This window comes from Leptolyngbya sp. O-77, assembly GCF_001548395.1.
In the GTDB taxonomy this organism is placed as follows: domain Bacteria; phylum Cyanobacteriota; class Cyanobacteriia; order Elainellales; family Elainellaceae; genus Thermoleptolyngbya.
On record NZ_AP017367.1, the window covers coordinates 3,193,779 to 3,207,776 of the forward strand.

The following is a 13,998-nucleotide window of genomic DNA, read 5'->3' on the forward strand; positions in this document are numbered from 1 at the left end:
TGGAAAACCCAGCGGGCACACCCTTAATTTCACCCTCTCAATCTCACATCCTCAATATATAGTGCCATTATAGCGGGCTGTCTCTAGGCATTACACTATATACGCTCAGGTTTGAAAATTCAAGATTTTTCTAATGGTGGTTTTCTAGGGGCGATCGCCCTTGGGCACGACCTGAAACCCAGTACCCACAGGGGGAATCTTTGGCATCTCAGCTCTTAATTCTCCGAAAAGAGTTATTGCTGCGTAGTATCCACACTACAGCGCAATCCGCGCTTCGCCTGAGCCAAACGCCAGGTGAGCGACCAAACCTGAGGAGATCAAGATGCGAAAGTTCATTTCTACGGCGATCGCCCTGACGCTGGCAGGCAGTGTGGCCACTCCGGCGATCGCCGCCAACTGGGAATATCAGGGCGTTGCCGTGACTGGAGAAGACGTTTACCTGGATTTGGATTCTATCCAGCCCCACGGACGAGGCGGCTACTTCTTCCGATATCAAATCGGTCGAGATCAGCAGTCTGCATACACCCCCTGCGATGGGCGTTGGCAGGTGTTCAATCGGAATGGCGATGCTGAACCCCTGACACGGCCACAGTCGCCAGCCACGCGCAACATGCTGAATCGAGTCTGCAATTCTGCCGCCACGAACTGGGAATATCTCGGTGAAGCGGTGGGCGGGCAGGCGGTGTATCTCGACTTGAGTTCCATTCGACTGGTTCAGCAAGGGAGCTATGTCTTCGACTATCGGCTGGGACAGGAGCTACGCAGAGCCATGACGGCCTGCGATGGAACCTGGCGAGTTGCGGATGCAAGGGGTAGCTTTGGCGCGGCCCAGCGACCCCAGTCGCAAGCGACAACAACCATGCTGAGTCGGGTCTGTAATGCGGGTCGATAAGCCTGTTCTAGGGAAACTCAGCCTAGCAGCCCGTGGGCCAGCACAAGGTCCTGAATAGCCCTGAATAGCCCTGAATACTTGGATTTCAGTTGGGAAGGCGTGACCGACCCAACTGATTTTTTTTGCAGTCGCTCTGGCAATATTTCCGAGCTATGGCCGCAACGTGCGATTCGCGAAGCGTTCGCGCAAGCGGTGCGGCGCACGTTCCCTACGGGAATCGCCCTCCTGCCAATAGCGCAGCAAAATGCGAATCACCTCGCCCTCCACCAGCGACGGCAGCGGCGGCGACCATTCGCCCGCTTCCGCAAAGCGCCGCACATGGAGCTAATGCACAATGTGATTCACACCGGGCAGCACGCCGCAAATTAGAATGCGAACGGGCTGCTGACCGTTTGGCACAGCCGGAAGCGGCACCCGCAGCAAATCGAGTACAGACTTTGGAGTTACCATGATGTCACCTGAAATCAGGTAGGGTGTGCAAAGTTTATCCTCTCTCTCAAAATATGCCTTCGTTGCATACGCACCATTGGCATATCGAAGTCATATGTTGCATACGCAACAGTGCCAAACAAAACATGGGTTATGTCAGACTTCGCATCAAAGAGCTAGCCGAGCAGAGAAGCTGGACACTGAAAGAAGTCGCTGACTATGCAGGTGTGAACTACAACACGGTGAGACGCTATGTGCAGCGAGACATGCTGAATACTGTTGATCTAAGTGCTGTGTTCAAGATAGCTCGCGCCTTCGACGTGTCGATCGAAGACCTGGTAGAAATTCTGGAGGAATAAGGCGACTGTCTTGCTATACGGGGCTAACTCGGCTAAAAATTCGAGAATTTGCAAAGCAGCGGGGCTGGACGCTCCGAGAAGTTGCCGAACGCGCCGGACTGAACTACAGCACCGTCAAAAACTACGTGCAGCGCGACGCAATGACCATGACTGATTACACAGCAATTCGCAGACTGGCGATCGCCTTCGACGTGTCAATCGAGGATTTAGTTGAAATTCTAGAAGAATAGAAGCAGCGCATTCATCCTCCATCCCTCATCCTCCATCCCTCTCCTAAAGGACGACGCGCCCTGCGCCAAGCCATCCGCTAGGGGGCACGCCGTCATGCAACTCGCTAATCTCCTTATAGGAGACCGTCCGCGTGGCATAACGGGTATAGCTGTCAGCGCCACCTAGTAGAACTTTGATGCGTTGCGCTAGCACTCATCTCGTTGGCAGGTAGCGCTATCTAGAAGCCATTCCGGGAAGACCAGTGCTAGAACGGGTAGCAGAATAGCTTGAGGGTAGCAGAACAGCATGGCGAATCCGGTTTCGCAGCGGCAGGGTAACTGGTTGAACGGCAAAGCGCTCTGGGCGCAGATGCAGCGGCGGCTTGGCGACTTGGATTCCTCGGAGCCGCCAGAAGATTCGCTGCCGCTGCGGGTGTTGGTGCAGGCGATGGTGATCGTCGGCATCATTGCGGTGGATGTGTCGGCGGCAGATACGACCGATGCGCTGGGCGTGAGCCTGTGGGCGGTGCCGATGAGCGCGGTGGGCGCGGCCTGGAGCTGGTCGCGTCGCCGCAGCCGCAACATTCCGGTGAAATTTTGCATTGCGATCGCCATGCTGATTGCGCTGGCGGTCTTTTTTGTGCGGCTGGTGGCCGAGCGCAACGACACGCGCATGGCCCTGGCGGAACTGCTGATCCAGCTTCAGGTCTTTCACAGCTTTGACCTGCCGCGCCGCAAAGACCTGGGCTATTCCATTGTGATTGGGCTGATCCTAATGGGCGTGGCGGCCACTCTCAGCCAGACCTTCTGGTTTGCGCCGCTGCTGATTGCCTTTGTGGCTTTGGGCATTCCGGTGCTGGTGCTGGACTATCGCTCCCAGCTTGGGGTTGCTCCCAAGACGATGCGGCGCATTCACCAGAGCTTGCCGCTGCGGCCGCTGGCAGGCGTGCTGGGCATTACGCTGGCGCTGGGGCTGGTGATTTTTGCCTTTTTGCCCCGCCTTCCGGGTTATCAACTGCGGGCGTTTCCGGTCAGTGCGCCCATCCAGTTTGAAGGCCAGTTTGACGGCGGCACGATTATCAACCCTGGCTATGTGCGTGAGGGTCGCGCCAGTACGGGCAGCGGCACGGGTGCAAATGGCAACGTGCAGGGCGGGCCGGGCGAGGTGGATGCAGATTTTTACTATGGCTTTAATCGCCAGATGAATCAGAATCTGCGTGGTTCGCTGACTCCCAAGGTGGTGATGCGCGTGCGATCGCAGTCCGAGGGCTTTTGGCGCGTGATGGCGTTTGACCGCTACACGGGGCAGGGCTGGGAAGTGTCGCGGGATGGGGAAAACGATGTGCAGGTGCTAGAGCGATCGCCCTGGACCTATCGCCAAATTCTGCCCTGGTCAGTGACGCTGAACCAAACGCGGGAAGTGATTCAGACCTTTACTGTGGTTGCAGATTTGCCCAACCTAGTGCCCGCCCTCTACGAGGCCAAGGAACTTTACTTTCCCACGCGGCAAATTGCCATCGATCCCGAAGGATCGCTGCGATCGCCCATTCCGCTGTCGGAAGGGCTGACCTACACGGTGGTGTCGGAGGTGCCTTTCCGCGATCGCACCCAGTTGCGGAATGCCCCGACTGTCAACCCGCCGACCATTACTGACTATTACCTAAATGTGCCAGCGGCGATCGCCCCCCGCATCCGCCAGACCGCAGAAGAGGCGCTGGCCAAGTCACCCACGCCGATCACCGCGCCCTACGAAAAAGCCCTCTACCTGGCACAATATCTCAAACAAAACTACCGCATTCTGCCCGATCTGCCATTCTTAGAAGAGGGCGAGGATTTGGTCGAGGCATTTCTCTACAAGTACCAGGGCGGCTATCCCGACCACTTTTCTACGGTGCTAACCGTCATGCTGCGCTCCCTTGGCATTCCGGCGCGGCTAGTGGTGGGCTTTGGCGCAGGCGAGTTCAATCCTTTTACGGGCTATTACGTGGTGCGAAACACCGATGCCTTTGCCATGACGGAGGTATATTTCCACAAATATGGCTGGTTTGCCTTTAACCCGATTCCCGGCGGAGACGTGATCCCCACCTCGGTCGAAGAGTCGCAGGTGTTCGCCGCGCTGAAGAAGTTTTGGGAATGGATCGCAGGCTGGCTGCCGTCTCCTGTATCGGGCTTTTTGAACGGGCTGCTGGAGGCGATCGCCCAGGGCTTTGGCTGGGCCATGTCTACCCTGACTCGCTGGTTTACCCAGGGCTGGGTGGGGCTGCTGACGGGGCTGATGGGCCTCACGGTGGCGGCATTTTTGGGCTGGCTGGGCTGGAGCGGCTGGACGGCCTGGCGCGATCGCCGCTGGTTGAAGTCTCTGGCTCCGGCGGAGGCGCTCTATCAGGAAATGCTGCGCTGGCTCGCCGAACAGCACATTCGCAAGACCCCCAGCGACACCCCCCTGGAGTTTGCCCGCACCGCCCAGCAGCAGCAGCCCGCCCACGGGGAACTCATCTACCAGATTGCTCAGTCCTACGTAACGTGGCGCTATGGCGGCCAGGTGGGCGATCTGTCGCGCTTGCGGCAGCGCTTGCAGCGGGTAAGACAAGAAGGGCGATCGCTCCCAGCCCGCCTCCGAGGCTCATCGCGCAGAAAAGTTCGATCCTAGACTGTGCCAGGGGCACTTCCCCAAAGCACCTCCTCGAAACTGGCACGTCTCAAGCCATCCAACCCACACCTTCCGGTAAACTAGGAAGCCGCTACCCCAAACGGAGATTCCAGAGATTTAGAGATTTAAGGAGATTGAGAAGATTAAAAATCTGAAATATGCAAATCCCGGTGGAGAATGGGGAATTATAATGTGCGATGCAATATTCAATCTGTGATATTCTCCTCAGATAGTCTCTTGCTGAGACTCTCGCCTGTACCCCGATTCCTCCTGCTGAATGCTTGAGGCATTGCGCTTCATCCACTGGGGGTTGCTTGCACCGCGTTCTCTATCCAGTCTTTTCAGTTCCATCCTACGTTAGAGAGGTCGTTTCCCTTGTCTCGTCGCTATCTATTCACATCAGAATCTGTTACCGAAGGCCATCCCGATAAAATCTGTGACCAGATCTCGGACTCAATCCTCGATGCCTTGTTGACCCAAGATCCCAGCAGCCGAGTCGCCGCAGAGGTCGTCGTCAATACGGGTCTAGTACTGATCACCGGAGAAATTTCCTCCAAAGGCACCGTGAACTACGTTGATCTGGTTCGCCAAAAGATTGCAGAAATCGGCTACACCGATTCGGTCAATGGTTTTTCGGCCAATAGCTGTGCGGTGCTGGTGGCGCTCGATGCCCAGTCGCCCGACATCGCCCAGGGTGTAGACAAAGCCCATGAACATCGGGCCCAGCGCAGTGAAGAAGAACTCGATGCGATCGGCGCGGGCGACCAGGGATTGATGTTTGGCTTTGCCTGCAACGAAACGCCCGAACTCATGCCGCTGCCGATCAGCCTGGCCCACCGCATCTCGCGCCGCCTCGCTGCTGTGCGAAAGTCTGGCCAACTCCCCTACCTGCGCCCCGATGGAAAAACCCAGGTCACCGTCATTTACGAAGACGGCCGCCCCGTCGGCATTGACACCATTCTCGTCTCGACGCAGCACACGGAAACCATCGACGACATCACCGACCCGGCAGCGGTTCAAGCCAAAATTCGGGAAGATCTCTGGCAAATCGTCGTGGAGCCCATCTTTTCGGACATCGCTATCAAGCCCGACAGCGGCACGCGCTTTTTGGTAAATCCCACGGGTAAGTTTGTCATCGGCGGGCCCCAGGGTGATTCGGGGCTGACGGGTCGCAAAATCATCGTAGACACCTACGGCGGCTATTCTCGCCACGGCGGCGGTGCGTTTTCTGGCAAAGACCCCACCAAGGTCGATCGCAGCGCCGCCTATGCGGCCCGCCATGCTGCCAAAAACATCGTGGCTGCTGGCCTGGCAGATAAGTGCGAAGTGCAGTTGAGCTATGCGATCGGCGTAGCACGTCCCGTTAGCGTCATGGTAGACACCTTTGGCACGGGCAAGATCGACGACGGGCGACTGCTGGAGCTGGTGAAGCAACATTTTGAGCTGCGTCCAGCGGGCATCATCCAGACCTACAACCTGAGCCGACTGCCTGCCGAGCGGGGCGGACGGTTCTATCAAGATGTCGCCGCCTACGGTCACTTTGGCCGCACAGATCTGGATTTGCCGTGGGAACAGCTTGACAAGGTGGATGCACTAAAGCAGGCAGCGGGGGCACTGCTGTCTGGCATGTTGAGCTAAGTCTTACGCGAGGCAATTAGCCGGGTGCTGGCGCTTTTCGTCCTGCGCTCGATAGGGTAAAGTGGCATCCTGCCCAGTCAGGTTGTTCTTGCTCTATCGGGTTTTCTACCGATGCCAAAATCGTCGCCAGAGTCGTTATCAAAACCGCTGCAAAAGTCCCCTCAAAACCATCGTGCGGCGTTTCTGGCGCTAATGCTGTTAACGCTAATCTGGGGCTACAACTGGGTCGTGATGAAGATTGGCATTGCCTATGCGTCGGCGCTGGATTTTGCGGCGATGCGACTGGCGCTGGGGGCGCTGAGTTTGTTTTTGGCGCTGATTGCTCTGCGGAAGCCGCTGAAGCCCAAAGCCTTGCGAGGAACCATTTTGCTAGGGCTGATGCAAAACACGGCGACGGTGGGGCTGATTACCTGGGCGCTGGTGAACGGGGGCGCGGGCAAAACGGCCGTGCTGAACTACACGATGCCATTCTGGCTACTGCTGTTTTCGTGGATTTTCCTGAAAGAAACCCTGAGGCGATCGCAGTGGTTGAGCGTTGGCATGGCCGTAACGGGGTTGCTGCTGGTGCTGATGCCGCTGGATCTGTCGAGCGGGCTGGGCAGCAAGATCATCGCCGTGGGCGCGGGTATTTGCTGGGCCATTAGCGCGGTGCTGGCGCGGGTGCTGCAACGCGACCAAACGTTAGACTTGCTCTCAATGTCAGCCTGGCAAATGCTGTTTGGTAGCATTCCGCTGGCGATCGCCGCCTGGATGCTTCCCACTCAGCCGATTGTCTGGTCGCCCACGTTCATCGCAGCGCTGCTCTATAATGCCGTGCCCGCAGCGGCGATCGCCTGGCTGCTCTGGTTCTACGCGCTGAATAATCTGCCCGTGGGCACGGCAGGACTGTCTACCCTGGCGGCTCCGGTGATCGGCGTGCTGGCGGCGTGGCTGCAACTGGGCGAACGGCCAAGCGGCGTAGAAGGGCTGGGCATGGTGCTGATTCTAGTGGCGCTGACGGTAAACGCGGTGCAAACCATTCGAGGCGAGCAACGAAGCCAGAACCAGACAAAACTTAGCCCCTGACCGATTTTGCTGGAATAACTTCAAAACTGGTCAATCCGCGCTCCTGCCAAATCTGCACACTGTATCGGCTTCTACGGAACCCCCTGCCCAAATCCGCTAAGGTCAAAGCAATTTGGGGATAATGTTATCTGAATTACATTATTCGCGAATTATGAAATCAATATGGGGCTGAGTGCGAGGGGCAACAAGCAATGCGCCTGGAGCAGTTGAAGGCATTTTTGGCAGTGGCGGAAACGGGCAGTTTTCAGCAGGCGGCGCTGCGCTGTGGCGTGACGCAATCGACAGTGAGCCGCCAGATCCAGTCTCTGGAAGCCGATTTGGGAATGTCTCTGTTCCATCGCAGCACCCAGGCCAAGCTGACGGTGGCGGGCGATCGCCTGTTGCCCCGGGTTCGCAAAATCTGCCAGGAATGGGCAAACGCTACCCAGGAACTCGGAGAACTGCGGGCGGGCAAACAGCCCGAACTCTGCGTAGCGGCGATTCACTCCCTCTGCGCCTATTCGCTGCCGCCTGTCTTGCAACAGTTTTGCCAGGATTATCCAGAGGTGCAACTGCGGGTAACGGCGCTGGGGAGCGATCGCGCTTTGAAGGTGCTACGCGACGGACTGGTGGATCTGGCGATCGTGATGAACAACCGCTTTGTGGCGAGTAGTCCAGAAATGGTGGTGGAAGTGCTGTACGACGAGCCGATCAAGCTGCTGATGGCGGCAGATCACCCACTGGCAAGCTACGACGCGGTGCCCTGGGCAGACCTGGCCCGCTATCCACAGGTGGTGTTCAAAGACGGCTACGGAATGCAGCGTATCGTGCAGGAGCAGTTTACCCGCCGGGGAACGCCGCTGCGAGCCGCGCTGGAGCTAAACACGCCCGATGCCTTTCGCGGCGTGGTGCGTCAGGGCGAGATGCTGGCGCTCTTGCCAGAATCGGCGCTGGTCGAGGCTTACGACGATCCGGCGCTGGCGATTCGCCCGGTTGCCACGGACACCAATTCTGCCGTGACCGATCCGCCGCTGACGCGCCAGGTGGTGATGGTGACAACGAGCGATCGCCTGCAAATTCCTCCAATCCGCCATTTCTACAACCTGATTCTGTCCCAACTGCCGCAGCGCATCCGCCAGCAGCCCCTCGCCACCACAGCCCCCTAACCCCCAATCCCTAACCCCCAACCCCCAACCCCTCACCTGGCATGAGCCATGCTTTTAGAGCGCTGCTGCGAAAGGTCGGCAGCGGCCCCCACACCAGCCAAAACCTGACCCGCGAGGAAGCTGCCGCTGCCACGCGCATGATGCTGCTGCAAGAGGCAACACCTGCTCAGATCGGTGCGTTCATGATTGCTCACCGCATCAAGCGCCCTACGGGAGTTGAACTGGCAGGAATGCTGGATGCCTATGATGAGTTGGGTCCAAAGCTGCAATCGATTGGCGATCGCCCTGTTTTCATCCTCAATGCCCCCTACGACGGACGCGATCGCACGCTGCCGCTGAGCCTGGTCACGGCTTTGATTCTGATAGCAGCGGGTCAGCCCGTGATTCAGCACGGCGGCGACATCATGCCCACCAAAGAAGGCGTGCCCCTGGTAACACTGTGGGCGGGGCTGGGCGTAGACTGGTCGCGTCTTTCCCTCAGCCAGGTTCAAAGCATTTTGGAAAGCACAGGCATGGGCTTCGTCTACATGCCTATCCACTTTCCACTGGCACAAGCCCTAGTCGAATATCGTGACCAGATTGGCAAGCGCCCACCCTTTGCCACATTAGAGCTAATCTGGTCGCCCTATGCTGGGCCAGGGCACGTTGTCGTCGGCTTTGTGCATCCCCCCACCGAAGGCATGGCTCAGGCAGCCTTTGCGCTGCGCGGCACATCGCTCTACACCACGGTCAAGGGGCTGGAAGGAAGCTGCGACCTACCGCGAGAGCGCACCGCCATCATCGGATTCAGCACTGCGTCGCCAGACACGCTGGAGCGGCTGCACCTGCACCCCTACGACTACGGCATGGGCGGCAAAAACGTGCCGCTGCTTAGCCCTGCCGCTGCTGTTGAAGAGATGCTCCAGGTGTTGCAGGGCAAGCCATCTGAACTGCGCGAGTCGGTGCTGTGGAACGCAGGCTTTTATCTGTGGCGCTGCGGTAAAGCCGCAACTCTGACAGAGGCGATCGCCCTTGCAGGACAACTGCTCGACCAAGGTTCTGCATGGCAAGCCCTCACCCACCTGCGACAAGCCACCAGCGCCCCCTGCCCCGTTTAGGGTCGGGTTTTTCACGGCTCCTTCCAGATTCTTGCCCCCCATGAGGGGTTAGACTCTCGTGCGGGTTGCAGCGCCATCGGCCTATGCTCGGAATGCGGCTTTCTGGTGTTTTGAGTGCGATCGCCCAGGCGCTTGCGTCAGTGTTTTCACGCAAGCTTCGCGGTCGAAAACCCTGCCGCTGGGTTTACTGAACCCTCTCATAAAACACCAGATCGCCAGCAGCAACACGAGGAGTGACCCGTAGGATTTGAAGATGCCCCAAATTGCAACCCATTCAGCTTGAAGACGGCAGCATTTTGTATGTCGAAGCGACAGACAATATCCAGGCAATTGATGCACCCACAAACGGTGGTGGAACTGGAAACGGATACCCCAATGAACCCTCTGAGGAGGTGTCTCGCACATCAAAAGGATGGAATCGAGGCAACCCCAATACTCAAATAGCGCAGAGCTTCCAAGCTATCGAAAGCACGATTAAGACCTATACGCAGCATACCCTCAACGCTTTTCGAGGGGCTGCAATGGCAGATGTGAAAAAGGTGACGCTGGAATTTGGGGTGAACGTCAGCGGTGTGGGGGGTGTGCCCTATATCGCCACAGGAACAGCCGGTTGCAACATCAAGATCGTGGTTGAGTGTGCTTTTCCCGAACGCACGACCCCGGAACCCCAGACTCAGGTATCCCAGTTGCCCAGAGAAATGCCCCCCTCAACCAGGATGTCCCCTGCTCGCGAAGCCAATGGAGTTGGTAACGGAGGGGGACACGGAGGTAGACCCACGCCACCGCCGCGCCCGATTTCCTAACGATCCATCACCAGATGAGCGTGAGGCTGGTGCGAAACTGATTCATGCTGAAAGAGGGACTTATGCACCGCTAGTCTCTATGCAAACCTGACAGAATTTAGCGCACGGGCGCTCAGCCTGGCCAAGAAAAACCCCCTGAACTCCAGGGGGTCGTTCACTCTTCGACACAAACCAATGTCTTGTGATTAGACCACGTGACGACCTCAGAAAGACACACCCTAATGCTCTGAAAGACTGTTCTTGAAATCTTGTAAAACCTATAGAATTGCGTGAAGCACCTATGCAATGTCCATCTTAGAGATGCTGGACGGGCGTTACAAATGGCTCTTGTGCCGGTGCAGGGCGACTTGCAGGCTACGCCGCTTCGGCTACATCATTCAGGTCGCTTACTGCTCGTAGGTGACACCACGATACTTCAGGTTATGGACACCATGCTTCTGCGATGTTGCGGCGTGGATAGCAGTCTGGACTTTGATGCCGCGATACATTCTTTCACCAGGCATAGATGCTACAGAGCCTTCGAGTTTTTCGGGATTGTATTCGTAGCTGGCAAAGCGATAGGTAAGTTGCATAGTGACCTCCGTTATCCGAAGCGTTGATGGTAGATGATTAACGTGAAACGATTTAAGCAGCGTGCTTGAACGATAAGTATCAGGTATCAATCAGGTCAGCAAACAGTCCGTGCAAGTAAGATAACCAGGTAGGCTGATAAGTACGCTATGTGTGCAAATGCTGCCGATATCCGGGAGCGGGAAGGAATTTTAGGAAAAAAGCAAATAGGAAAAAAGCAAACCTGAAACTTGGGGGCGTTGCACTAAGGGGGGCTTACTCAATGCGCGTTCAAGGGGGCGCGTTCAGGTTTGCTGGAAATTTTGCGGGCCAGCTCTGGGGCTAGTTTTGGAGATGAAGCGGTGGGGTTGCGCTAACCGCCTAGCTGCCGTAAGCGACACCGCGATATTTCAAGGGGAATCCAGGCGAGCGTGTGGCGGAGGGATCTGCCGGGTGAACCTTTGCGCCGCGATAGGTCAGATCCATTGATTCCAGGTTGGCTTGGCGGGATGCCTCTAGCTGGGCAGCGGTGTAGGCATAGTTGACGGAGCGGTAAGTGAGTTGCATGGTTGTGTCTCCTTGAGAGTGAGCCAGGAAAGATGCGGTGGGGGCTATCTGGCGTGTTGCTTTATGTCTTAGTTTTATGCTGTTTCCCCAGGCGGGTCGATACAGAAAAGTTAGGGAGTTTTGGCAGGGATGATCCTTAACTTTGTGGGCGATCGCCCCGCACACGCCTTAACTTCCCTGAATGGCACTTCCTTCACACGGGGCCGAAGAGGGGTGAAAATCGGTGGCAATAGGCAGAAATTAAATTTAGCTAAATCTTGACATTTCCTTCAAACGGTAGCTTAAAATACAGATTGAAAGGTTGCAGCTATATTGAAGAGCAAACAGTTAGACCGCAAATTTGGTTAATAGACTCGAACAGAATCTCTCGAATAGGATCTTGACAAGCGGGCGATCGTCCCTCCGGGTCTGGCTTTCCCCAGCACCCTCAAGTGGTTCAACGGCGTACTAATACACACTCTCATAGAGACTTATACAGACTCTCAGTTAATTCAGCCAGTACTAATTCAGCCAGTACAAATTTCCCAAGGGTCACTGGCAGCCCAAAGCTTGACAAACATTCGACAAAATTCTTTAGGAGGAACAGATGAGATTAACGTATCGGGGTCACGACTACGAGCAGGAGCCTGTCCCTCCTATGCAGATGCGAGACTCTGGCTCCGTCGGCCTCTACCGTGGACGGGAGCTTCACTTTAGCTATCCCCGTCATGTGCCTGTGCCCCAACCCGTCAATCGGTTGCAGTATCGTGGCGTAGCCTATCAAACAACCGAGACGGGCGAAGTGAATTCGATGGGGCGGGTGGTGCGTCTGGCTGCCCATGCTCAGGCACACCACGCGATCGCCCATGCTCACGCCCGCCTGATCGATCAGCAAGAATTGGCAAAGGTTCATCGCCAATACCTGATGGAGCGGTTGCAGCGTCGTCTGGAAGTGGCGCGGGCTAAGGGGGACGACACGTTAATTCGCCAGCTTGAGCAAGAGCAGCATCAGTTGGTGTAGCGCTCGGCGTTTCGATCATGGTGTGAGTTTTTCGTTGCACCATGCCGCGCTACCACACATCGTCGTCTGGATCAGGCTGAGGCTCAGCTTGATATAAACCCGACGGCTCTGCGGCTTTGCGCGTGGGCTGGAGAAACTTTTCGTAGGGTGAGACTGGCGGCGACGCTGGGGGCAATAGCTCCAACTGGGGCGATCGCCCCTGACCCGTTTGGGCGCGGCGGCGACGCGATACGCCCTCTTCTGTCGTTTCCTCTGCCACCACTTCGTAAAGAATTGCCTGCTTGTCGCCGTCGCCCCGGCGCAGCACCCGCCCTAGCCGCTGAATATATTCCCGGCTGGAACCCGTACCCGACAGGATAATCGCCACGCGAGCATCGGGCACATCCACGCCTTCATTTAGCACATGGGACACGGCCAGTGTTTGATAAGTGCCCTCGCGGAACTTTTGCAAAATGTCGTGGCGTTCTTTGACGGGCGTTTGGTGGGTCAGCGATGGAATCAGGAACTCCTTGGAAATGCGGTAAACCGTGGCGTTGTCGTTGGTGAAGACGATCGTGCGATCGGGGTAGTGCTGGGCCAGTAAATCTGCCAGAACCCGCAGCTTACCTTCGGTGCCCAGGGCGATCGCCCTCGCTTCCCGATGCGCCAGCATGGCCCGCCGTCCCGCCTGCGATTGGGCGCTCAGCCGCACAAACTGCTGCCAGCCCGACAGGCTGCCCAAAAACACTTTGTGCCGCTCCAGAAATGCATTGCGGGTTGCAATCAGCGCCGTGTAGCGATCGCGCTCCTGCTGCGACAGCTTGACCTTCACCTGCACAATTTCATGATGCGCCAGCGCGTGCCCCGAAAGCTCCTCTGCCGTGCGGCGATAGACCACCGGCCCCAGCAGCGTGTCCAAATCAGCGTGGCGGCCGTCGCTGCGGTCGGGCGTGGCAGTCAGCCCTAGGCGGTAAGGGGCGATCGCATATTCGGCAATCACCCGGTTAAAGTCGCTCGGCAAATGGTGACACTCATCGCAAATCAGCAGTCCATAGCGATTGCCCAGAGACTCTGCATGAATCGCCGCGCTGTCATAGGTGGCAACCAAGACAGATGTGCGATCGCGCGACCCGCCACCCAGCAGCCCCACCTCCGCATCGGGAAACGCCGCCAGCAAATGAGCATACCACTGGTGCATCAAGTCCAGCGTCGGCACGGTAATCAGCGTGCTGCGGGGCGTTGCCTGCATCGCCATCTGCGCCAGATAGGTCTTGCCCGCCGCCGTCGGCAGCACCACCACCCCCCGCCGCCCCGCCGCCTGCCACGCGGACAGTGCCTCCTGCTGGTGCGGATAGGGCTGCCGCTCAAAGGCCACATTCAGGGCGATCGGCTCAAACGCTTTTGCCTCATCGTCAAACGCCGTGCCCTCTGCCCGCAGCCGCTCCACCAAAGGACGATACTGCATCGCAGGCACCCGAAACCGCTCCACCCGGTCATCCCAAGTCGCGAAATCCACCCAGGCCTTGCCCTTGGGCGGCGGATGCAAAATCAAAGTACCCCGGTCAAACTTGAGGGTTGGCGTGCGGGCCATGCAGTACGTTCGTTTTCTCCTGAGT

Annotated in this window: 15 protein-coding genes; 10 read left to right on the forward strand and 5 right to left on the reverse strand. The window is 57.4% G+C overall.

Translation table 11 applies throughout. The annotated features are described in order from the left end of the window. Nucleotides 1-322: 322 nt before the first annotated feature. Nucleotides 323-892 (forward strand): hypothetical protein, encoded by a 570-nt coding sequence (locus O77CONTIG1_RS13590; RefSeq protein WP_068511368.1) that lies wholly within the window; start codon nucleotides 323-325, stop codon nucleotides 890-892. A 150-nt stretch (nucleotides 893-1,042) separates the two neighbouring features. On the opposite strand, the gene O77CONTIG1_RS25530 is transcribed toward O77CONTIG1_RS13590, so the two are convergent. Together O77CONTIG1_RS25530 and O77CONTIG1_RS26935 are read right to left on the reverse strand one after the other, a co-directional pair. Further along, the gene (locus O77CONTIG1_RS25530) at nucleotides 1,043-1,210 is read right to left on the reverse strand and encodes a hypothetical protein (RefSeq protein ID WP_197673187.1); all 168 of its coding nucleotides are present in this window, start codon (nucleotides 1,208-1,210) and stop codon (nucleotides 1,043-1,045) included. A 6-nt stretch (nucleotides 1,211-1,216) separates the two neighbouring features. Then, nucleotides 1,217-1,342 (reverse strand): hypothetical protein, encoded by a 126-nt coding sequence (locus tag O77CONTIG1_RS26935; protein ID WP_286132319.1) that lies wholly within the window; start codon nucleotides 1,340-1,342, stop codon nucleotides 1,217-1,219. Nucleotides 1,343-1,467: 125 nt separating this feature from the next. Here O77CONTIG1_RS26935 and O77CONTIG1_RS13600 point away from each other — a divergent pair, with 125 nt between their 5' ends. The 8 genes from O77CONTIG1_RS13600 to O77CONTIG1_RS13635 all read left to right on the forward strand — a co-directional run bounded on the left by O77CONTIG1_RS13600 (nucleotide 1,468) and on the right by O77CONTIG1_RS13635 (nucleotide 10,287). Continuing rightward, a complete protein-coding gene (locus tag O77CONTIG1_RS13600) occupies nucleotides 1,468-1,680 on the forward strand; it encodes a helix-turn-helix domain-containing protein (RefSeq protein WP_068511371.1) in 213 nt (70 codons plus the stop codon). A gap of 38 nt (nucleotides 1,681-1,718) precedes the next feature. Beyond that, on the forward strand, nucleotides 1,719-1,910 hold the full coding sequence (locus O77CONTIG1_RS13605) for a helix-turn-helix domain-containing protein (protein ID WP_286132702.1): 192 nt from the start codon (nucleotides 1,719-1,721) through the stop codon (nucleotides 1,908-1,910). Nucleotides 1,911-2,196: 286 nt separating this feature from the next. After that, nucleotides 2,197-4,539: a transglutaminaseTgpA domain-containing protein gene (locus O77CONTIG1_RS13610; protein ID WP_084782627.1), complete on the forward strand. Its 2,343-nt coding sequence runs from the start codon at nucleotides 2,197-2,199 to the stop codon at nucleotides 4,537-4,539. Between the two features lie 375 nt (nucleotides 4,540-4,914). Next, a complete protein-coding gene (metK, locus tag O77CONTIG1_RS13615; RefSeq protein WP_068511376.1) occupies nucleotides 4,915-6,177 on the forward strand; it encodes a methionine adenosyltransferase in 1,263 nt (420 codons plus the stop codon). A gap of 111 nt (nucleotides 6,178-6,288) precedes the next feature. Then, a complete protein-coding gene (locus O77CONTIG1_RS13620) occupies nucleotides 6,289-7,242 on the forward strand; it encodes a DMT family transporter (protein WP_084782629.1) in 954 nt (317 codons plus the stop codon). Nucleotides 7,243-7,433: 191 nt separating this feature from the next. After that, nucleotides 7,434-8,387 (forward strand): LysR family transcriptional regulator, encoded by a 954-nt coding sequence (locus O77CONTIG1_RS13625; protein WP_068511378.1) that lies wholly within the window; start codon nucleotides 7,434-7,436, stop codon nucleotides 8,385-8,387. Between the two features lie 41 nt (nucleotides 8,388-8,428). Then, nucleotides 8,429-9,484, forward strand: coding sequence for an anthranilate phosphoribosyltransferase family protein (locus O77CONTIG1_RS13630; RefSeq protein WP_068511381.1), 1,056 nt, complete (start codon nucleotides 8,429-8,431; stop codon nucleotides 9,482-9,484). Between the two features lie 263 nt (nucleotides 9,485-9,747). After that, nucleotides 9,748-10,287, forward strand: a complete 540-nt coding sequence (locus tag O77CONTIG1_RS13635; protein WP_197673188.1) for a CU044_2847 family protein — start codon at nucleotides 9,748-9,750, stop codon at nucleotides 10,285-10,287. Between the two features lie 386 nt (nucleotides 10,288-10,673). Here O77CONTIG1_RS13635 and O77CONTIG1_RS23555 read toward each other — a convergent pair whose 3' ends face one another. Then, the gene (locus O77CONTIG1_RS23555) at nucleotides 10,674-10,859 is read right to left on the reverse strand and encodes a DUF4278 domain-containing protein (RefSeq protein WP_084782631.1); all 186 of its coding nucleotides are present in this window, start codon (nucleotides 10,857-10,859) and stop codon (nucleotides 10,674-10,676) included. 358 nt (nucleotides 10,860-11,217) lie between these two features. Continuing rightward, nucleotides 11,218-11,403 (reverse strand): DUF4278 domain-containing protein, encoded by a 186-nt coding sequence (locus tag O77CONTIG1_RS13645; protein ID WP_068511385.1) that lies wholly within the window; start codon nucleotides 11,401-11,403, stop codon nucleotides 11,218-11,220. 586 nt (nucleotides 11,404-11,989) lie between these two features. Between O77CONTIG1_RS13645 and O77CONTIG1_RS13650 the strand changes: the two genes are divergently transcribed. Next, nucleotides 11,990-12,403, forward strand: coding sequence for a DUF4278 domain-containing protein (locus O77CONTIG1_RS13650; protein ID WP_084782633.1), 414 nt, complete (start codon nucleotides 11,990-11,992; stop codon nucleotides 12,401-12,403). 49 nt (nucleotides 12,404-12,452) lie between these two features. Here O77CONTIG1_RS13650 and O77CONTIG1_RS13655 read toward each other — a convergent pair whose 3' ends face one another. Further along, on the reverse strand, nucleotides 12,453-13,973 hold the full coding sequence (locus O77CONTIG1_RS13655; RefSeq protein ID WP_068511388.1) for a DEAD/DEAH box helicase: 1,521 nt from the start codon (nucleotides 13,971-13,973) through the stop codon (nucleotides 12,453-12,455). Nucleotides 13,974-13,998: the final 25 nt, after the last annotated feature.